The 18747-nt window shown below is 39.7% G+C and carries 19 protein-coding genes; 5 read left to right on the top strand and 14 right to left on the bottom strand.

Annotated features, from left to right (window positions below; all coding sequences use genetic code 11):
• Positions 1-72 precede the first annotated feature (72 nt).
• A complete protein-coding gene (locus tag J7338_RS08180) occupies positions 73-573 on the bottom strand; it encodes an HvfA family oxazolone/thioamide-modified RiPP metallophore (RefSeq protein ID WP_210796589.1) in 501 nt (166 codons plus the stop codon).
• Between the two features lie 214 nt (positions 574-787).
• Here J7338_RS08180 and J7338_RS08175 point away from each other — a divergent pair, with 214 nt between their 5' ends.
• Positions 788-1744, top strand: coding sequence for a tRNA-dihydrouridine synthase (locus J7338_RS08175; RefSeq protein ID WP_210796588.1), 957 nt, complete (start codon positions 788-790; stop codon positions 1742-1744).
• A 71-nt stretch (positions 1745-1815) separates the two neighbouring features.
• Entirely contained in the window at positions 1816-2160 is a 345-nt protein-coding gene (locus tag J7338_RS08170; protein ID WP_210796587.1) for a TraR/DksA family transcriptional regulator, read from the top strand.
• Between the two features lie 16 nt (positions 2161-2176).
• Here J7338_RS08170 and J7338_RS08165 read toward each other — a convergent pair whose 3' ends face one another.
• The 9 genes from J7338_RS08165 to pyrC all read right to left on the bottom strand — a co-directional run bounded on the left by J7338_RS08165 (position 2177) and on the right by pyrC (position 10535).
• Complete coding sequence (locus tag J7338_RS08165) at positions 2177-3229, bottom strand: hypothetical protein (RefSeq protein WP_210796586.1); 1053 nt, start codon at positions 3227-3229, stop codon at positions 2177-2179.
• 63 nt (positions 3230-3292) lie between these two features.
• Positions 3293-4552: a tetratricopeptide repeat protein gene (locus J7338_RS08160; protein ID WP_210796585.1), complete on the bottom strand. Its 1260-nt coding sequence runs from the start codon at positions 4550-4552 to the stop codon at positions 3293-3295.
• A gap of 11 nt (positions 4553-4563) precedes the next feature.
• Entirely contained in the window at positions 4564-5181 is a 618-nt protein-coding gene (locus J7338_RS08155) for an energy transducer TonB (protein WP_145241566.1), read from the bottom strand.
• Positions 5181-5585, bottom strand: a complete 405-nt coding sequence (locus tag J7338_RS08150; RefSeq protein WP_210796584.1) for an ExbD/TolR family protein — start codon at positions 5583-5585, stop codon at positions 5181-5183. The genes J7338_RS08155 and J7338_RS08150 overlap by 1 nt, the downstream gene beginning before the upstream one ends.
• A 14-nt stretch (positions 5586-5599) precedes the next feature.
• The gene (locus J7338_RS08145) at positions 5600-6124 is read right to left on the bottom strand and encodes a MotA/TolQ/ExbB proton channel family protein (RefSeq protein WP_210796583.1); all 525 of its coding nucleotides are present in this window, start codon (positions 6122-6124) and stop codon (positions 5600-5602) included.
• Positions 6124-7488: a MotA/TolQ/ExbB proton channel family protein gene (locus tag J7338_RS08140; RefSeq protein WP_210796582.1), complete on the bottom strand. Its 1365-nt coding sequence runs from the start codon at positions 7486-7488 to the stop codon at positions 6124-6126. Before J7338_RS08140 ends, J7338_RS08145 begins: the two co-directional genes overlap by 1 nt.
• Positions 7489-7494: 6 nt before the next feature.
• Entirely contained in the window at positions 7495-8265 is a 771-nt protein-coding gene (locus tag J7338_RS08135) for a DUF3450 domain-containing protein (RefSeq protein WP_210796581.1), read from the bottom strand.
• Between the two features lie 686 nt (positions 8266-8951).
• A complete protein-coding gene (locus J7338_RS08130) occupies positions 8952-9161 on the bottom strand; it encodes a cold-shock protein (protein WP_145241558.1) in 210 nt (69 codons plus the stop codon).
• Between the two features lie 321 nt (positions 9162-9482).
• A complete protein-coding gene (gene pyrC / locus J7338_RS08125) occupies positions 9483-10535 on the bottom strand; it encodes a dihydroorotase (protein WP_210796580.1) in 1053 nt (350 codons plus the stop codon).
• A 249-nt stretch (positions 10536-10784) separates the two neighbouring features.
• On the opposite strand from pyrC, the gene J7338_RS08120 reads away from it, so the two are divergent.
• Entirely contained in the window at positions 10785-13154 is a 2370-nt protein-coding gene (locus tag J7338_RS08120) for a bifunctional diguanylate cyclase/phosphodiesterase (protein WP_210796579.1), read from the top strand.
• A gap of 58 nt (positions 13155-13212) precedes the next feature.
• On the opposite strand, the gene J7338_RS08115 is transcribed toward J7338_RS08120, so the two are convergent.
• The gene (locus J7338_RS08115) at positions 13213-14631 is read right to left on the bottom strand and encodes a YjiH family protein (RefSeq protein WP_210796578.1); all 1419 of its coding nucleotides are present in this window, start codon (positions 14629-14631) and stop codon (positions 13213-13215) included.
• Between the two features lie 67 nt (positions 14632-14698).
• Positions 14699-15760 carry an outer membrane protein assembly factor BamC gene (gene bamC, locus J7338_RS08110; RefSeq protein ID WP_210796577.1) on the bottom strand — a complete coding sequence of 354 codons (1062 nt, stop codon included), beginning with the start codon at positions 15758-15760 and terminating at the stop codon, positions 14699-14701.
• A gap of 353 nt (positions 15761-16113) precedes the next feature.
• Between bamC and J7338_RS08105 the strand changes: the two genes are divergently transcribed.
• Together J7338_RS08105 and bcp are read left to right on the top strand one after the other, a co-directional pair.
• Positions 16114-16647 (top strand): glycine cleavage system transcriptional repressor, encoded by a 534-nt coding sequence (locus J7338_RS08105; RefSeq protein ID WP_210796576.1) that lies wholly within the window; start codon positions 16114-16116, stop codon positions 16645-16647.
• Positions 16648-16657: 10 nt separating this feature from the next.
• Positions 16658-17134 (top strand): thioredoxin-dependent thiol peroxidase, encoded by a 477-nt coding sequence (gene bcp, locus J7338_RS08100; protein WP_210796575.1) that lies wholly within the window; start codon positions 16658-16660, stop codon positions 17132-17134.
• A 124-nt stretch (positions 17135-17258) separates the two neighbouring features.
• On the opposite strand, the gene J7338_RS08095 is transcribed toward bcp, so the two are convergent.
• On the bottom strand, positions 17259-17768 hold the full coding sequence (locus J7338_RS08095) for a nuclear transport factor 2 family protein (protein WP_228732947.1): 510 nt from the start codon (positions 17766-17768) through the stop codon (positions 17259-17261).
• An 84-nt stretch (positions 17769-17852) separates the two neighbouring features.
• Positions 17853-18734: an MBL fold metallo-hydrolase gene (locus J7338_RS08090; RefSeq protein WP_228732946.1), complete on the bottom strand. Its 882-nt coding sequence runs from the start codon at positions 18732-18734 to the stop codon at positions 17853-17855.
• Between the last annotated feature and the right edge of the window lie 13 nt (positions 18735-18747).

Here is an 18747-nt window from a genome sequence, read left to right as displayed (position 1 = left end):
TAAAAGGGCCACAACGCGGCCCTTTTATAAACAAACTACTTAACCAAATTTCAGGTTACTTAACTTATCTAATTAATGGCTACCGCATTTACCTTCTGTTTTTGCCTTAGCATCACCGCCGCACTTGCCTTCTTTGTTAGCTTTATCATGTTTAGCATCGCCGCCACATTTGCCTTCGCCACACTTGCCTTCTTTTTTAGCTTTATCGTATTTAGCATCACCGCCACATTTGCCTTCGCCACACTTGCCTTCTTTTTTAGCTTTATCGTGTTTAGCATCGCCACCACATTTGCCTTCGCCGCACTTGCCTTCTTTTTTAGCTTTGGCATCTTTAGCATCACCGCCACACTTGCCTTCACCGCATTTACCTTCTTTTTTAGCTTTGGCGTCTTTAGCATCACCACCACATTTGCCTTCGCCACATTTACCTTCTGTAGCGTCGACTTGGTAGCCTGTTACCATTTGCTGAAATTCAAATGGGTTCGCTTGAACATCTGCAGAAATAAAACTTGTGCTACCTACAACTACTGCGCCTAATGTTAACGCAATTGAATTTTTTTTAAGTGTATTCATTTTATGACTCTCTCTAAACATGTAAGGGGTGTACTAAGTAGACCTTGCTAAAAAAATAATATTTCACTTAATCGCAACTTTTTATTTGTTATTTACAATAACGCTACAAAAGAGTGAACAACTGAAGTTAACTATGGGAGTAAAATTGGCATTTATCAATGTTATATTTACAGGTAAACTACGCCTCCTTTTCTAAAGTCAAAGTGCCCCTATCATGAAATTAGTTTTAGCGCCCATGGAAGGGGTTGTCGATTTTAAAATGCGCCAACTACTCACCGAAATTGGTGGTTTTGATTTATGCGTCACTGAATTTGTACGTGTTATTGATGCCTGCTTGCCTGATAAAGTATTTCATCGCTATTGCCCAGAGCTAAATAATAACGGTTTAACTCGCTCTGGCACTCCTGTACGTATCCAATTACTTGGCCAAGTAGCACACGCATTAGCTGAAAACGCGGTCAAAGTAATAGAGCTTGGCTCTCACGGCGTTGATCTTAATTTTGGGTGCCCTGCTAAAACTGTCAATAAAAGTAAAGGTGGCGCCGTGCTACTAAAAGATCCTGAGCACATGTATGCAATCATTAAAGCAGTTCGTGACGCCGTGCCAAGCGAGCATCAAGTAAGCGCTAAAATTCGTTTAGGTTTTGATGATGACAGTAACAGTCAAGAAATTGTTGATGCCGTTGTTAGTGCCGGCGCCAATAGCATTGCTATTCATGCCCGTACAAAGCGAGACGGTTATAACCCACCCGCTTACTGGGAAAAAATTCCACCACTGATCAAAGATAAAAACATCGCCGTGGTCGCAAATGGTGAGATTTGGCAAATAGAAGATGCACTACTTTGCCAACAACGTAGTGGTTGCACAGACTTAATGCTTGGTCGTGGTGCACTGTCGCACCCTGATTTAGCACGAAAAATTAAAGCACATTTTAATGATGAACACTATGTTGGCTTAAAGTGGGAGCATATTCTCTATCATCTGATCCATTCAGCCATACATCATGATCCAGCGAAAGATGAAAAATATTTTGCTTCTCGTACTAAGCAGTGGCTGGGCTATTTAAAACGTCAATATTTTCAAGCTGATACTTTGTTCGATGAGATCAGACGTTTGAAGGTAAAAGAAGATGTGGCCGATGTTTTGAAAAAATACGCTATTGCACCTTAATTTGACGCACATCATAGTCGACTTTTTTAAATTACTGAATACTACAGCATTGCTCAACGAGGATAATGACAATGATCAATGCTCAACTTCACCTTCAAAAACTTAATACAGAGTTAGAGCAAGTAAGGCAGTGCTTACTTACGACACTATCAAACTCAAGTAACCAATTGCATCACTCACTAGCTGAAACCTTGCACAAAAATAACCCTGAACAATGGTTAGAGCTTACACAAAAGCAACTTGGTACTGAATATAAAGATATCATAGTACGCTTAGAACAACTTGAAGCGGCAGTCTGTCAAATCGATATCGGCCAATATGGTTATTGTTGTGACTGTGAAGAAAAAATTGACTCGCAACGGCTAAATGCCGATCCAACAGCGCAGCGCTGTAGCAACTGCGAGCCAAGGTCATAGAAATCAGCAAGCGAGCTTACTGAGTCGTTAAGAGTGTTGCGAACGCAAAACTTTGTGCCGGATAAAAAATGATATCAGCCACTAAATAATCGACTTGTTGTGGCGTCATTTTTAATCGTTTAAGTAAATTAACTTTTGCTTGTTGCACAGTCCAAGCATGGTAATGGATACCAAGATCGGTTTCCATCATAGCTAACCAAAAAGTACGTTCTTCATTACTTATATCTGTTACTGCTTGCCCTGCTGAACTTGTTAAGCTCAAGTAATTTTGCGCCCAATCAAAGCCAACTTGCTTATCTTTAGACAGTGCAAAACGCTGCTCAAGGACTGAGTGCTGATGATCAACTGCAAAACGCATAGAGTATGCCCCTTGCTGCATTTCCTTCAACTGAGATTGCACTGCAACTAGCCAATTTATTGGTGCTTTAGTAGTGCCTGAGAAGTAATTTAACTTACTTTGATACCAAGACCCACCATTTGATAAGCCATGTAAACCAACACTTCCACGGGGTGTATAGAGCGCTAAATACTCATTAAACTCGTTGAGAGTGTGTTTAAGGTTTGCTGGAAGATCAACGCGAGTAAGATTCTTAGTTACCTGCGTTTGTAACGCATTAAGCTCAATTGAATTGAGTCTAAGTTTACTCTCTTTAGCAAGCACCAACTGCTGCTGAGTAAAACTGAGCCAATTGTTTATGTTTGCAGTAATGTCGTGTTGTTGGTTATAGGCAAGCATATTATCAAGCACAGGAATATACACCGGCCATGTAAAATAGCGCTCCGGAAAACGCTCTGCAATAATAAGATAATCCAATGAACTCTGCGCGACAGGTGTTAACTCTAAGGTTTGCATGGCTTGATATATGCTGTGACGCTCTTTCAAATATGCATCACTAAATGGAAACTGTTGCTCGTTAACTTGTTTAATTTCACCTGTTGGTCTTAAAAATTGATTTAGTGTTTGCAATGCTTGCTGAGCTTGCTCTTTACTTTGATACTGATTATTCGTATCACCACATGCGCTCAAGAAAAGCGCTGAGAAGCATATCCATATTAGGTGTTTCATCATGAGTTAAATCCAATAAAAAAAGCCCCATAGGGGCTTTTTATAAATTGCTATAGCGAATTAAAGTTAAATCTTAACACCGTTGCGAGCGGCTTTATCTTTAATAAATACAGACCAACCTTTTGCAAACTTACGCGTGCGCGGGTCATCCATTGCTTTAGTTATTGCAGTATAAGCTTGCTTATACTTTTCTTGATAGTAATAAGCTTCCGCTAAATCTGAATAAATGGTTCCTTTCTTATCAGAACCTAATTCAAGCGCCTTGTTCAAACGAACAACGGCTGCACTATAATTTTGCGATTGCAATAATAATGAACCTGCTTTGCGATAAAGCTCAGCATCATCATCAAATTTAGCCGCTTCTTCATAGTACTTAGCTGCTTTTTCAATATCTTGAGAACGATGATAGTGACTGGCTACTGCGCTGACATTTTGTTTAGTGCGCTTTACTTTCTTTTCATCCATTGCCTTTTCTAAAACTGTTGCAGCTTTATAAGGAATTTGATTCAAAGAATAGAAGTTAGACAAAACTTTATAATCTACTTCAGTTTCAAACGCACCATTTTTGTAAGCTACTTCCATCGTTGCAAGACCAGTTTTATAGTCTTCCGTCTGAAGGTAGTATTTGCCTAAGCTTACCCATGCTTTTTTATCATCTGGCCAGATACGAACAATTTCTTCACCAACTTTAACCATATTTTTATAGTCTTTAAGTTCAAAGTAAGAACCTAATTTTAATTGGTAAGGGCCTTTGTTAGGCTCTTTTTGAAGCTTAATTGCTTTATCTGCTGGAGTAAAAACATCGCGGAATTTACCTAACTGATAGTTAGCTTGGGCTATACGAGTATAAACCGTTGCATCTTCCTCACCAGTAAAGTCCATCCATGCAACATAAGCATCTTTGGCTTTTTCATACTGCTCAGTAGCAGCATACATATCGCCTAATGTTTTTAAACTTTGTTCTTGATCGGCAAAGTTTAACACATCAGGGGCAACAGCTAATTTTAAGTAACCAATCGCAGTTTTGTACTGCTCTTTCTGGCCATACATGCTACCTAAATAGCGATTAACTGTTGCTTTATCGAAATCATCAGACGCATCGATTTCTTTCAGTAAAGCAATTGCTTCGTCTAGCTTTTCTTCGTTATACAAGTCAAACGCTTTGATAACTTTTTTACCAGTGCGCTCACCCATGATCCTAGTTTTTGCTTTCTTCCGCGCTTCAATTTTCGCTGGATCTGGCGCTGCTAGAACCGGTGCAGTAAATACTGCACCCGAGAAAGACATAAGTACCGCAAGTGCTGTTACTTTAGATAAATTTCTCATTACTTGCCTCCTTAATTGCCTTGGTTAATTTTAAAGTCTAGCTGAACTTGCAAGCCAACTTGCTTTTGTGGCTTACCGTCAATAATTTTAGGACGGTATTTCCACTTGCTCAATGCACGTTTAGCTTCTCTATCGAAGATACGTTTAGGGTCTGCGTCAATAACTTCAACATCAGTAACCCCACCCAATTCATCGATTGAGAAAGAAAGTTGTACCCAACCTTCTTTACCATCACGTGCTGCTTGTGTTGGATATTTTGGTTCAATACGAACGATAGGTGTCGCATCACCATCTCGTCCGAATGCCCCTGGACCACTTAGACCACCTGCCGAACTTCCCACATTAATGCTTGGCATGTTAAATGACATCGCACCTGGATTTGGGTTGTTATTTTCCGGCTGTGGCGGCTGCGGTTTAGGCGGCTGCTTTGGCGGTGGAGGCGGCGGAGGCGGTACTCGCTTCCGTTCCTGCACCTTAGATTCAGGCGGATTCGTCATAATTTCGACTATGATCTGCTCTTTTTGTTCCGTATTACGGTCAGCCCCACCAGAGATGAGGAAAGCCATGAAGTAGAACAAGCCGAAAGTAACTGCCCCACCTGCAATCAGTGAAAACAGAAAACGAATCATTACTGATCTCCAGCTATTGAAATTCTCAGGTTATCACCCGTCGCTTTGATCTGGTCCATAACTTTAACCACTACGCCGTGTTTTGCTTCTTTATCAGCTTGCAAAATTACAACTTCAGTAGGTTGTTCTGCTAATAAGCTTTCAATTTTTGCTGAAACACGTTCAACATCAACTTGTTGCTTATCAATCCAGATCTCGCCGTTGTTACGAATTGCAATAAAAATGTTAGCATTTTTTTGCTTCGTAGCTTGGGCCGCTTTTGGTTTATTGACCTCGATACCAGCCTCTTTAACGAACGATGTAGTTACGATAAAGAAAATAAGCATGATAAATACGATGTCAAGCATCGGTGTCATATCTACCGCTGCTTCTTCTTCTTCACGAAAACGTTGTTTACGTGCCATATTTAATTCTCTCTCTAGTGATGAGGCATGCTATCTACAAGTTTGGCTTTCACCATTCTCGCTCTTGCCTCAAGGCGTGAGCTAAAGAAAACTCCAGATAGTGCCGCAACCATTCCAGCCATTGTTGGGATTGTTGCCATTGAAATACCTGATGCCATTAAACGTGCATTACCTGTACCTTGGCTGGCCATGGTTTCGAAAACCGCGATCATGCCTGTTACTGTACCAAGTAAGCCGATTAAAGGACAAACAGCTACTAATGTTTTAATCAACAACATACGCTGATCTAATTTTTCAGACGCTTCAGAAATCCATGCTTCACGGATTCTGTGTGCGTACCAAGACGTAGTGTCTTGGCGGGCATCCCACTTAGCTACAATTCCCTTCGATATACGAGGAAACTCAGCAAGTAAGAACCAATAGCGCTCAATCATTAAAACCCACATAAGAAAGAGTGCTATCGCGACCACGTATAAAACCTGGCCGCCTGTGCCAACAAAATCCCTGATAGATTCCCAGATCTCCATCAGGACTAGCATTAGGCTTTCTCCTTCTCCGCGTGAGTAGCAATAATACCTGCGCTTTGCTCATCAAGGATATGTAATACCGACTTACTACGACCCGCAACAACAGCGTGAAGAAGAATAAGTGGTAATGCAGCAATTAGACCTAGCGCAGTAGTTACAAGTGCTAGAGAGATGTTACCTGCCATGATCTTCGGATCACCTGTACCGAACAATGTGATTGTTTGGAACGTTAAGATCATACCGATTACCGTACCTAGTAGACCAAGTAGCGGCGCGATTGCAGCAAGAATTTTAATGATGTTGATACCAGCTTCGATGCGTGGCGTTTCACGAAGAATCGCTTCATCTAATTTAAGCTCAAGGTTTTCAACGTCTTGATTCTTGTTGTCATGGTACACTTTAAGAATACGACCCAGTGGGTTATTTGTATTCGGTGTAGCAACATTTTTAAGCTGACTCTTAATCTTACTCGTAGTAAGTGTAAGGTCAACAAAACGAATTGCTGTGATCAACATACCTAAACCTAATAACGCAGTGATGATATAACCAACTACGCCACCTTGATGGAAGTATTCTTCAAGCGTCGCTTTTTGTGTATTGATACGTAAGATAGCACCACGTGTTGGATCCACATATACACCAGCATAATTATCAGCAGACGTATTTTCTAAGTCACTGATACCAGCAAGAATATAACCATCAGGTTGTTTACCTAGCGGCTGAATCGATTTAGTTTCAGGCGAATAGATTAAGTAGCCATCGTCTGTTACTAAGTTGAAGTTACCGATACGGGTTACTTTCTTAACTGTTGCGTTACCGTCAAGACCCGCAACTTCAGTTTCAAAAGTAGAAACTTTAGCTGACTCAGTCATTTCAGTTTGTAGCGCAATCCAAAGCTCTTCGAGTTCACGAACTGTTGGTAATTCTTTAGCAGCAGCTAATGAACGTAAGATTTCAGCACGGCCTGGCTTTTCAGCAGAAACAAGTGATGCTTCGATTGAACCAATTGCGTCAGCTGCTGCACGACGTACAACACCAAACATTTCACCCAACGTACCTTGTGCGCTTTGAAGAGCAGCCTCTTTCTCAGCTAAAGTATTTTCGTTTTGTGCATATTCTTTAGTTAAACGATCGCCACGCGCTTTTTCAGCAGCTAATTGGCTTTTTGCTTTATTAAGTAGCGCTTGTTTATCAGCACGATCAGATAAGAACTCTTGTTCACGTTGCTTATTGATTTTGCCTTCTGAGATACGCTCTTGCTTTACTTGTTCAAGAATTTTATCAAGAGCTCCTGTATTTGCATGTACATTAAGCGCGGCACCTGCAGAAACAGATAGTACTGCTGCAACAGCAAAACCTTTAAATAGTTTCTTCATTATTGATTACTCCGCGCCAAAGATTGGTAATTTAACAAGTTCTAATGTCGCTTGCTTACGCGCCATACGAATAACTTCTTTAACAGGTTTTAGGTATTCATCACCTAACTCTTTCCACTGTTTAGTATTGTTATCCCATACCCATGCGTGCTTTAAATCAAACGATTGAGCAACATAAGTGATACGACCAAGTTGGCCGAAATCAACGTTAATGCTCTTACCATCAACTTCTAATGTACCTTGTGAAGCAGCTACTAACGAGCTATATGCAGCTTCGATAGTGTACGCCTCTAACACTTGACGGAACTTCTCTGAAGTCGTTACAGAAGAAGAAACCATTGTTTCACGTAATCTTTCAACACGCGCCAAACGATTGTCACTGTTAAACGGAACGTCCGCTTTGATGAATTGCTCGAGCGTATCAATCATGCGATACATCAAAGGCACAACGTTTTGTTTTGTGTTGTCGATTGTAGCGATTTGACGGTCAAACGATTCGATTGATGCATTTTGGTCAGCGACCAAACGGGCAACGTGATCGTTGTATACTTTCAATAGCTCAGATTCATCAACAACGCTACGGTACTCAGCTAATAACTCTTGAGTTTGACCATATACATTGTCAATTTTAGTTTGAGACTTAACCGCAGCCGTTTGAATTTGTAGACCTGCTTTTTGCACGTCCTTCAAAGGATCTGCAATCACATTGCTGCTTGCGAATGCAAAAGCGCCAACCAACGCAGTTGCTACAAGACTCTTTCTGATTTTAACAGACATAGTTCCCAACCAATTAAGTAATGTTACTTTTATAATTTAATTACCTCCCGAAGGAGACAACCCTGATATCTTTTAATAGATATCAACCCTCCAATAATGCTAAATGCAATGCACGCTGTCAACTTGATGTTTGGAATTTACCAGAAATAAATTAATTCAATCAATACAAACTAAAACACAAAAAACAAAGCGTTAACATAACTGCAACAGGGGGTGAATTCTCATCCGGATGAAAGCCTCTGACTTGCAACAGCTTTACTTCACCCAATGAAAGGTAAAACATTAATGTAACATTTTATGTGTAATCAAGCAGGGTTAAAAAAAGTTCAAAATAATTTCTAATAAGCGTAATCATTTAGTAAAAAAGTCTTTTTATGCAGCAAAAGCTTGAAAGAGCCGTAAAAATCAGCGATGCGACCTTTGAAAGAAACGTGGCATTGTTACATCCCGAACTGATATCCAGTTTCTATTTATATTATAGTCGCTATAAAACTGTTATTTAGGGACAATGAGAAATGCAACGATGTTATTGAGCAGAATATGAGCTATTGAAATAGCATTCATTATTTATCGAATATACGAGAGTAAAATCAAAAGTAAATATACAAGAAGGTGTTTTGAAAGGGAAATTATGGTGAAACAGAGTCCTGTTTCACCAAGTTGAACCTAGGTTCACATAATAAAAATTATGCTAGTTCTACGTTCTCAGCTTCAGGGCCTTTTTGGCCTTGCTTGATGCCGAAAGACACTTGTTGGCCTTCGCTTAGAGTGCGAAAACCTGAGCCTGTAATAGCGCTGAAATGTACGAATACGTCAGGACCATTTTCTTGTTCAATAAAACCGAAACCTTTAGCTTCGTTGAAGAACTTAACTTTACCAGTAACCGTGTTTGACATACCAAATTTTCCTGTAAGTCAATAATTAAAATTCAGCCAGATTGGCTATATCCTCCCTGAGTGAATGCCCAATAAATCGCTGGCATAAAGTACAGGAAGAAGTAATAACCATTAACCGGAAACCTTATACGCCGTACATTAACCAAAAATTCAATACGCAAAAACTCAAAGCAAGATAAGGTTAACACAATATAATTGTTTTAGCTCTATTAATTCCGAATTATTTTAAAGCATTTAACATCAAGTCAAAAAAACAGTTTAAGTGATTAATTTTAGTACAAAAAGCACACTTAACTCAGCTGTGATTTACCCTCGGTATCGTTATTTAATTAGCCAATCGATGGTGTTTTCGGCTTTAATTGGCACCACGCGATCATTCCCTAATGGGTAACTTGCTGGCACTGTCCATGGCTGTTTTATAAGTGTAACTGTGTCTGTATTACGTGCTAAACCATAAAAGTCTGGACCAAAATGACTTGCAAAGCCTTCTAGCTTATCAAGCGCACCGGCTTCTTCAAATGCTTCCGCGTATAACTCAAGTGCAGCATGAGCGGTGTATGCTCCGGCACACCCACATGCGGCTTCTTTTTTATCTTTATAATGCGGCGCCGAATCAGTACCTAAGAAAAACTTAGCACTACCACTGGTCGCAGCACTAATAAGTGCTTGTTGGTGGGTATTACGCTTTAATATTGGTAAACAGTAATAATGTGGGCGGATCCCCCCCGCTAGCATATGATTGCGGTTATATAATAAATGATGTGCCGTAATGGTTGCAGCCACATTATCGGAGGTATTATTTACAAAATCAACAGCCTCTTTAGTGGTGATGTGCTCAAGTACAATTTTTAAATCTGGGAAGTCTTGTACTACATCGATTAAAATCGTCTCTAAAAATACTTTTTCACGATCAAATATATCAATCGATGAATCCGTCACTTCACCATGGATCAACAATAACATACCAACTTCTTGCATGGCCTTTAGTACTGGGTAAATCTTTTTAATTGAAGTTACACCAGAATCAGAATTTGTTGTCGCACCTGCTGGATACACTTTAGCAGCAACAATTTTACCCGTCGCATGCGCTTTTTTGATTTCCTCTGCGCTCGTATTATCTGTTAGATAAAGCACCATCAGTGGCTCAAAATTTCCTTGTGGTCCAGCTGCCATAATACGATCGCGATAGGCTAACGCCGTTTCAGTACAGGTTGCCGGAGGAACTAAGTTTGGCATAATAATAGCGCGTCCCATATAACGGCTTATATCACGTACTGTATCTTTTAATTGATCCCCATCACGTAAATGAACATGCCAGTCATCTGGGCGAGTGATAGTTAACGTTGACTGAGTGTCGAAAGCTTGCTTTGTCATTACTTGTTTCCTCGGCTGAATTTAGTTGATCATATGCATATGCCCTATCTGAGTAAAGATTTTATTGCGGTTTTTACTGACGCTTTTTATCAACAGATAGAATGAAATCACTGGTTCATCAATCGTTTGACGTGTGCTTACCTTTACATACATACCTCGTTAATCTTATTTATTCTTTGTCTAAAAGTTAACACTCCGTTAATATATAGGTTCATTAATGACACAAGACGGTATATTTATGTGTGGCGTATGCAGAATAAAATAGACTTATCTTCAGCGCTTGATGCTAAAACCGAGCAACTGAGTATTATTAATCAGTTTTCATCAAGCTTATTACAGTTAGATAAACTCGATGAACTATTCAACTATGTCACCACTGAAGTTGTTAAACGGTTAGGCTTTGTTGATTGTGTTATTTATATTGCCGATGAAACAGCTACAACTTTGCATGAAGTCGCATCAATGGGAGTGTCTCCTGCTAATAGTAACTATTCCATAGAACGAAAAACCATTGCATTTAACCAAGGTATTACTGGTTATGTTGCTTCAACAGGGCGCGCGGTTATTATTGGTGATGTCAGTACGAATAGCCGTTATATTGCAGATGTACACCCTGCGATGTCTGAGCTATGTGTACCATTAATTTATAAGCAGCAGGTTTTAGGCGTTATTGACTGCGAACACCCGCTACGTAATTACTTTAGTGATGCTCATCTTGAAATTTTAACCACCGTAGCGCATTTACTCAGTGCCAAGATAAATCAGGTCAACACCGTTGAAAATTTACAACAAACAGTGAGCCAATTAAATGCTGCACAAAAACTAGAAGGAACGCTCTTACAAATAGCAAATTTAACCTATCAAGCCAATGACCTAGATACTTTTTTAGAAGCATTACATAGCATTATGACCAACTTGCTACGCGCAGATAATTTTTTGGTAGGCCTTTATAACAAAAGTATCGATATCCTCGATATTGTTTATCTTGTCGAGGAAGGAGTACGTTCAAATGCCCATAAAAAAATATCAAAAGAGCAACTAAAACATACCGCATCTTATTACCTTTTAAATTCAGAACGATCATTACTGTTAAATAAGAAGGAATATCAACAACATATAAATGATGGCCATTTTAAAATGGTGGGTCGTCAGTCCGAATCTTGGCTTGGTGTACCATTTAAGGCAAGCGATCAGATGAGCGGTGTGATCGTGATACAAAGCTACGATAAAACTCACCATTATAATAATCATGACCGCACCCTACTCACGTACGTCAGCCGCCAAATTAGTATGGCCATCGACAGACAACTATCTCGCCAAGCACTGGAACATCGCGCTTTGCATGATGAATTAACTGGGCTTGCTAATCGCTCTTTACTAATTGACCGCATTAAGCACGGCATTTTACGGCTTACTCGAACACCCAAAGGGCGATATCATGCCCTGTTGTATTTAGATTTTGACCGTTTCAAAAGCATCAATGATTCATTAGGACATGAAGTGGGTGATCACTTTTTAATCGCCATTTGTAAGTTAATTAAAGACACAATTCGAAATACCGATACATTCGCACGACTCGGTGGTGATGAGTTTGCTATTTTTATGGAAAATATCACTCACAAAAACCAAGTTAACGACGCACTAAAACGGATTAAAAAAGTCCTCGCTGAGCCACTTAATATTGATGGCCATTTACTGCAAGCTTCGACCAGTATTGGTGTCGCATTTTGTGAAAACGAAAACGATAAAGCCTATCAGTTATTACAGCATGCCGATACTGCTATGTACGAAGCTAAATCAACAGGCCGTGGACAAGTTAAATTTTTTAATAATACCATGCGTAAAAAGCTCAAAAGTCACGCAGATATAGAAAATGATTTACAGCATGGCATTGAGCATCATGAGTTTGAGTTATATTATCAGCCGATCTTTGCTATACAACAGTGTCACGTGGTCGGTTTTGAAGCTCTCGTACGTTGGCATCACCCACGCAAAGGCTTTGTCTCACCGAATGATTTTATTTCAATAGCAGAAAACACCGGGCAAATAATTAACCTCGACCTGCACTTATTAGACCTAGCTGGAAAACAAATAGCAGCGTGGCAACAACAAGGTAAGCGTTTCTTACGTGTAACAGTGAATGTATCCTCGAGGCATTTTGCAAGCATAGACTTTATCTCGCATATTCATGCTATTTATAATAAATATCAGCTAGCATTAGGCTCCTTATGTTTAGAGATCACTGAATCAGGTTTGATCGAAAACTTAGAATTAGCGACCAAGATAATTGAAGGATTAGCGCCATTAAAAGTAATGTTATGTTTGGATGATTTTGGTACTGGTTACTCTTCACTAGGTTACTTACATCAACTGCCAATTCATGTGCTAAAAATCGATAAAAGCTTTATTGATCGTCTTAAAGACAATGCCACGCCATTGGTTGACGCCATTTTGTCATTGGCTTTATCACTTAAGTTAGATGTTGTAGCCGAAGGAATTGAAACTCAAGAGCAACTCATCATATTACAAAAAACGCAGTGTGATTTTGGCCAAGGCTTCTTAAAAGCCAGACCCTTGCCAGCCGATCAAGCAATTTTATTGATTGATAAACCACTTTAAAACAACCATAAAAAAGCCCCGAACAATCAGGGCTTTTATAAATTAACAACAGACCGAATCAGCCAACCAGCCAATGTGCCATCAGGGCAATAACGGGTAACGTGATCAAGGTTCTGAGAATAAATATTACAAACAATTCAAATATATTTACCGGTATTTTACTGCCCAATAAAAGCGCGCCCACTTCAGACATATAAATCAACTGAGTTACACTCATTGCAGCAATGATAAATCGCGTTACATCACTTTCAATAGTGCCCGCAGCTAGGATTGACGGAATAAACATATCAGCAAAGCCAACCATAATCGTTTGCGCAGCGACTTCTGCTTCAGGGATTTGTAATAGCTCTAAAAATGGGATGAAAGGTTTACCTAAATAAGCAAATATTGGCGTATATTCAGCAATAATCAATGCGAACGTACCCACAGCCATAACCACAGGTAATACTGCAAACACCATATCTAATGCGTTATAAATACCTTCTTTCATGGTGCCTGCAAAACCCGGTGAATTTTTAGCCTTGTGCAGCGCTACATGTAGCGCATGGTTGAACACATTTTTGCCATGTGGCACGCGTTCTTTATGCTTATCGGGCTGACTACCATCAATATATATATCTTTTTTAAAGCTCAATGGCGGTATACGTGGCACGATCAGCGCAGCAACAACCCCAGCTAAACAAACCGTTAAATAAAACGGGGCAAATAATTTTTCCAGCCCTACTTGGCCTAATACCACCAAACAAAACGTAATTGATACCGCGGAGAACGTAGTACCGATAATCGCCGCTTCACGCTGGGTATAATGCTTTTCTTCATATTGGCGCGCGGTCATTAAAATTCCCACACTACCATCGCCTAACCACGATGTAGCACAATCAACAGCACTTCGCCCTGGCACGCCAAATAACGGCCGCATAACTCTAGTTAATAACGTGCCAACTAACTCAAGTAAGCCAAAATTTAACAATAAAGGCAGTAATAAACCTGCTAAAATAAATACCGAAAATAACACCGGTAATAAATCTTTTAGCACTAAGCCACCAGTGCTGCCTGATGTAATACCATTGAGAAGTGGAATTAAAAACTCAGGTAGCGTCGATTTAAGATCCGGATTATTAATACTTAAAACCGTTAAGATAATAAATGCCATACCAAATAAACGGATCATTAGCCAAAGCCAATGCACATCAAAAAGATGCTTTAAAATAGTAGATTTCATTAATATCGCAGGCTTAAAAACCTTGAAAATAAATGACAAAATACCTGTAGTACAAATAATTAGTGTGATCAGCGCATCAGCATACGAGGTGATATGTGCTTGCACCGCTTTTGCCATAACAGCGATAGGAATAGTCATTGCTCCGTCCATTGGCACTGGAGTCATGAATAAGAGAACCCCAATCAATGACGGAACTAAAAAATTAAACCATACCTTAAAGTCAAACGGCGGGTGAGAGGAAGTTAGATTAGACATTGTTTTCAACCTGTAGAAAGCACAAAAAGAGCAAAAGCTCTTTTTGTGCTGTTATTATTATTTATTATTAAATTTTAATTCCGCGTTGGCGCAAAGCACTTTCTAACGCTTGTTGTAAGTCACTCATAGTACCTGGCTCTAACGTTGTGCCTTCATCGTCCATCCACGTTAAGCTAGTACCACCTTCTTTGGTACGACTGACTAATATTTGATATTGGCCGTTTTCAATCGGCAATTCAGCAAGTTCTTCACCCCAAATTGAATCCCAAACACTTGATTCAGGCTTGTTGTAATCAGCCGTGATCAAACCACGTTCTTGATCAATTTCAACAATTGTAAACGATAGGCGCTCAAGGAACCCTGAGAAACGATCGAATATGACTGAGTAATCTTGTTCAGTTACCAGTGCCGCATTACCTTTATTGTCAAAGCCCATTTCCAACGAAATAATACCTTGTTGTTTACGGATTTCAACTTCAAGTTGACGATAGCGGTAATCAAACTCAGCAACAACTTGGTTTAGTGCACGCACTTCTAACTGTTGTTGTAAAATTGGCGTCAATGGCACATCTTTACTTTTGTATTCAGCTAGCTTAGCGCTTAACGAAGCCGTACGTTGATGCGATTTCTCTTCAATAGTAAAAATAAAACGTTGCTCAGATACCGCGGTATCGCTATCCCATAACCAACCTTCTTCAGGTTTAATAATGGCATACCAGTTAGTTTCGATTAAACCTAATGACTTATCTTGTTTGATTGGCTTTGTTTGGTGCTCAGTTAATACAGCGTGCACTGAATCCCAAATAAACTCATTTAAATCTGCAATACCGTCATTTTTATCAAAATATACGCGTGCTTGTTTATCTCCTTCTTCAACCCAGCTGCCTTTAGCAACGGTTAATACCTGTGCTGGCGGACGATAGTTTGTTGAATCCGGATTATTGTCATATTCCGCCACTTCCATTTTATAAATGGGGTCTAAAGCTGGCTGAGCCAATTGTTCAGGCACTTTTACCGGCTCACTGGCACGGTAATTACGTTTTTGATGCGCTTCATCAGTGAACACACCACACCCTGACAAGCTAACCAATACGCTTACAGCAAGCGCTTTTGGGATCCAATACTGCACAGATAATTCTCCTTAGCATACCCTTAATTGTTTTAACAAATATATGAGTGGGTTATGCCGATTTGGTTCAGTGTAAAGTCAATATTAACTTTACGTATCTTGTTTTTATGCAAAACCCGTTACTTTGGGATATGACTAAACGTAAATGCCAGCCAATTAATAATGCAAAATTTTAACTATGGTACTTTCCCATGCCACTAAAAACAAGAAACACCGTGCTTTAATAACAGCTTAATTATCTCAGCCTATAGTTTAGCGCTTGTTTTATGTTAAACTTCGCCGCCGTGTGGTAGTAATTGCCGGCTTTGCTTACTCTGATTATTATTAATAATATAACCTAGGTACTTGAATTCATGACTACTTTTTCAAATCATCAGATCGTTTTAACTGCCATTGGCGATGATCGCCCTGGTATTGTCAGTGAATTAACCCAATTAGTCAGTGACTGTCACTGTAATATTATTGATAGTCGCATTGCCATCTTAGGTAATGAATTTACATTTATTATGCTGTTATCTGGTGATATGTCGGCAATCAGCCGCATTGAACACACCCTGCCCCTTAAAGGTATGGAGCTGGGCTTACTCACGATGATGAAGCGTACAGCCAGTCATACCCAAAGTGAGTTTTGTGCCGGCTACACCCTCGAATATACAGGTATCGATACGCCGGGTACGTTAAGTAAAGTCACCCGCTTTTTTGCCGACAACCAAATTAGTATTTGTTCTTTAAAGTCAGATACCTATGACGAAGAGAAAGATACAAAAATGCGCTGTGAACTGGAGTTTAACATCCCTGTTGAGGTTGACATTGATACGTTTAAAGTTCAATTTGAAGATTTGTCACGTACTCTAAACGTAGACTACATATTTCGACGCATTCGCTAAGGAGCAAAGCATGAACACCATTAATCCATTACAAGCCGGCGACAAAGCCCCCGCTTTTAGTTTACAAAACCAAGATGGCGAAACAATCGTCCTTGCAGAGCTGTTAAAAGAGCAGCAAGTATTAGTGTACTTTTATCCAAAAGCATCAACACCTGGTTGCACCGTGCAAGCTGAAAACTTACGTGATGAAAAAGCCGTGTTAGCACAGCTAAATACCCGCGTGGTTGGTATCAGCCCTGATCCGGTAAAAAAATTAAAGAACTTTGAAACCAAAAAAGAATTAAACTTTGACCTACTTTCAGACGAAGATCACGCGATTGCAGAAGCATTCGGCGTATGGGGTTACAAAAAGTTTATGGGTAAAGAGTACGACGGTATTCACCGTTTAAGCTTCTTGATCGACCAAGACGGAACAATAAAGCACTTTTTCGATAAATTTAAAACCAAAGACCATCATCAAGTGGTACTGGATTATTTAACTAAATAATCGGTGCTAGGTACTACAGAGTTGAACTTAAGCGTTGCCTATTGGCAACGCTTTTTTATGCACGTGAGTACGAAATAAAAGCGCACCGATGACATACTTGTAGTTGTAATTAAAAAACTACTTTTTACATGACATTGCTAACGGTTTTACTATCAACAAATTGTTCAAAACTGATGATCTTACCCTCTTTGAGTATCCATAAATGAGCGACTCGGGCCTTAAAAAATTTGCCTGTGGCTTTATTAGTTCCGCTATAGCTGCCATAAGCAAACACCTTGTCGCCAGCAGCAACATAGTCTTCTACCGCAAAATTATAACCATTCCATTCACTGCCTAACCGTACAAATACATTTTTTTCAATTTCATCAAAGCCTTGGTAGGTTCCGGCATATGGAAAACCAGCGGCTTCCGTCCATTGTGTTTCGTTTGTTATATAACGCTTGAGGTTTTTACCGTTTTCTTCTGAGGTCTTGCCTTCATAAGTACTTTTTACAATATCAAGATTGGTCATCGATTTAGTCTCCAGATTAAAACTATTGTAATGTTCTAATGACGATATTTTGGCAGTGGTACTGCATGCTTGAAGCATAGCCAAAGCCATTACTATCGTGATCACTCGCTGAATTTCCCCCATCAAATGAAGCCTGTACAAAGAGTTGAACAGACCTTTCAAACTGCAAGCAGCTTGAAAAGCCTAAATAAATTTAAGCTGTAGTAATTAGCCCCAAGGCATCTCGCCCATAATAACTTTGGCACTTAACGCCAATACGCTATCGCCGCCAATATTTGGATAGCTTGCTTTCATTTTACTCATTAATTCACTTGAATTAGCTGAAGACTTGGCTGCAGCTTCAAAGTCTTGAATGTATTTGCGAGTAAAGTGCACCGCTTCAATAGTCAATGGCTTATCACCTAACATATGACCAGAGATCACAGTTTTAGGATGCAGCTGCTCAATAACATCCAGGGTTTTATACCAATTTTGACGTGATTCAGGTGTTTGCGTATCTGCTAAAAAAACATGCATGTTGTTAAATACCACAACACCACCCAACATAGTTTTAGTCGAAGGGATCCATACAAAAGTATGTTTCGGATCATGACCGTCAAGACCAACAATATTCACTTTTTCACCATCAACCAATAAGGTGTCGCCTTGCAATACTTCTGGCAAAACCAGTTTTTGCGGTGCGTTTTCTTTAAGAATTGGCCCCCAATAAGCCTTTTTAGGCGCCATTGACGCTTTAATATAATCTCGGGTTTTAGCAGTTGATAATACCTTAGCATCAGGATAGGCCTCGGTGATCACGTCTAAGCCAAAATAATAGTCAGGATCACCATGACTAATGTAAATAGTGGTTAATTTTTTACCTGATTTTTTAATCAACTCAACCACTGATTGTGCATCATTGCGCTGAAATTGCGCATCAACTAAAACCGCTTCGGTTGGACCGCTGATCAACACCGAACTAACTGGGAACGTGCTTTTTTGTTGTGGATTAAACACACTGGTTTCAAGTGTTGCACTAACTGCATTGGCAGATACTGCCATCATTGTAGCAAGCGTGCTTGCCTGAATTAATTTAGATAAAAATGTCATAGTAGCCTCTAAA

Origin of the sequence: Pseudoalteromonas ostreae, assembly GCF_018069805.1 — a bacterium.
In the GTDB taxonomy this organism is placed as follows: Bacteria; Pseudomonadota; Gammaproteobacteria; order Enterobacterales; family Alteromonadaceae; genus Pseudoalteromonas; species Pseudoalteromonas ostreae.
The sequence above is the reverse complement of the archived record's forward strand: the minus strand, read 5'-3'. Positions and strand labels throughout refer to the sequence as shown.

Excerpts from the sequence above, each read along its gene's own strand:
- J7338_RS08180 (WP_210796589.1), bottom strand. The coding sequence starts at position 573 with ATGAATACACTTAAAAAAAATTCAATTGCGTTAACATTAGGCGCAGTA.
- J7338_RS08175 (WP_210796588.1), top strand. The coding sequence starts at position 788 with ATGAAATTAGTTTTAGCGCCCATGGAAGGGGTTGTCGATTTTAAAATG.
- J7338_RS08170 (WP_210796587.1), top strand. The coding sequence starts at position 1,816 with ATGATCAATGCTCAACTTCACCTTCAAAAACTTAATACAGAGTTAGAG.
- J7338_RS08165 (WP_210796586.1), bottom strand. The coding sequence starts at position 3,229 with ATGATGAAACACCTAATATGGATATGCTTCTCAGCGCTTTTCTTGAGC.
- J7338_RS08160 (WP_210796585.1), bottom strand. The coding sequence starts at position 4,552 with ATGAGAAATTTATCTAAAGTAACAGCACTTGCGGTACTTATGTCTTTC.
- J7338_RS08155 (WP_145241566.1), bottom strand. The coding sequence starts at position 5,181 with ATGATTCGTTTTCTGTTTTCACTGATTGCAGGTGGGGCAGTTACTTTC.
- J7338_RS08150 (WP_210796584.1), bottom strand. The coding sequence starts at position 5,585 with ATGGCACGTAAACAACGTTTTCGTGAAGAAGAAGAAGCAGCGGTAGAT.
- J7338_RS08145 (WP_210796583.1), bottom strand. The coding sequence starts at position 6,124 with ATGCTAGTCCTGATGGAGATCTGGGAATCTATCAGGGATTTTGTTGGC.
- J7338_RS08140 (WP_210796582.1), bottom strand. The coding sequence starts at position 7,488 with ATGAAGAAACTATTTAAAGGTTTTGCTGTTGCAGCAGTACTATCTGTT.
- J7338_RS08135 (WP_210796581.1), bottom strand. The coding sequence starts at position 8,265 with ATGTCTGTTAAAATCAGAAAGAGTCTTGTAGCAACTGCGTTGGTTGGC.
- J7338_RS08130 (WP_145241558.1), bottom strand. The coding sequence starts at position 9,161 with ATGTCAAACACGGTTACTGGTAAAGTTAAGTTCTTCAACGAAGCTAAA.
- pyrC (WP_210796580.1), bottom strand. The coding sequence starts at position 10,535 with ATGACAAAGCAAGCTTTCGACACTCAGTCAACGTTAACTATCACTCGC.
- J7338_RS08120 (WP_210796579.1), top strand. The coding sequence starts at position 10,785 with ATGCAGAATAAAATAGACTTATCTTCAGCGCTTGATGCTAAAACCGAG.
- J7338_RS08115 (WP_210796578.1), bottom strand. The coding sequence starts at position 14,631 with ATGTCTAATCTAACTTCCTCTCACCCGCCGTTTGACTTTAAGGTATGG.
- J7338_RS08105 (WP_210796576.1), top strand. The coding sequence starts at position 16,114 with ATGACTACTTTTTCAAATCATCAGATCGTTTTAACTGCCATTGGCGAT.
- bcp (WP_210796575.1), top strand. The coding sequence starts at position 16,658 with ATGAACACCATTAATCCATTACAAGCCGGCGACAAAGCCCCCGCTTTT.
- J7338_RS08095 (WP_228732947.1), bottom strand. The coding sequence starts at position 17,768 with ATGGGGGAAATTCAGCGAGTGATCACGATAGTAATGGCTTTGGCTATG.
- J7338_RS08090 (WP_228732946.1), bottom strand. The coding sequence starts at position 18,734 with ATGACATTTTTATCTAAATTAATTCAGGCAAGCACGCTTGCTACAATG.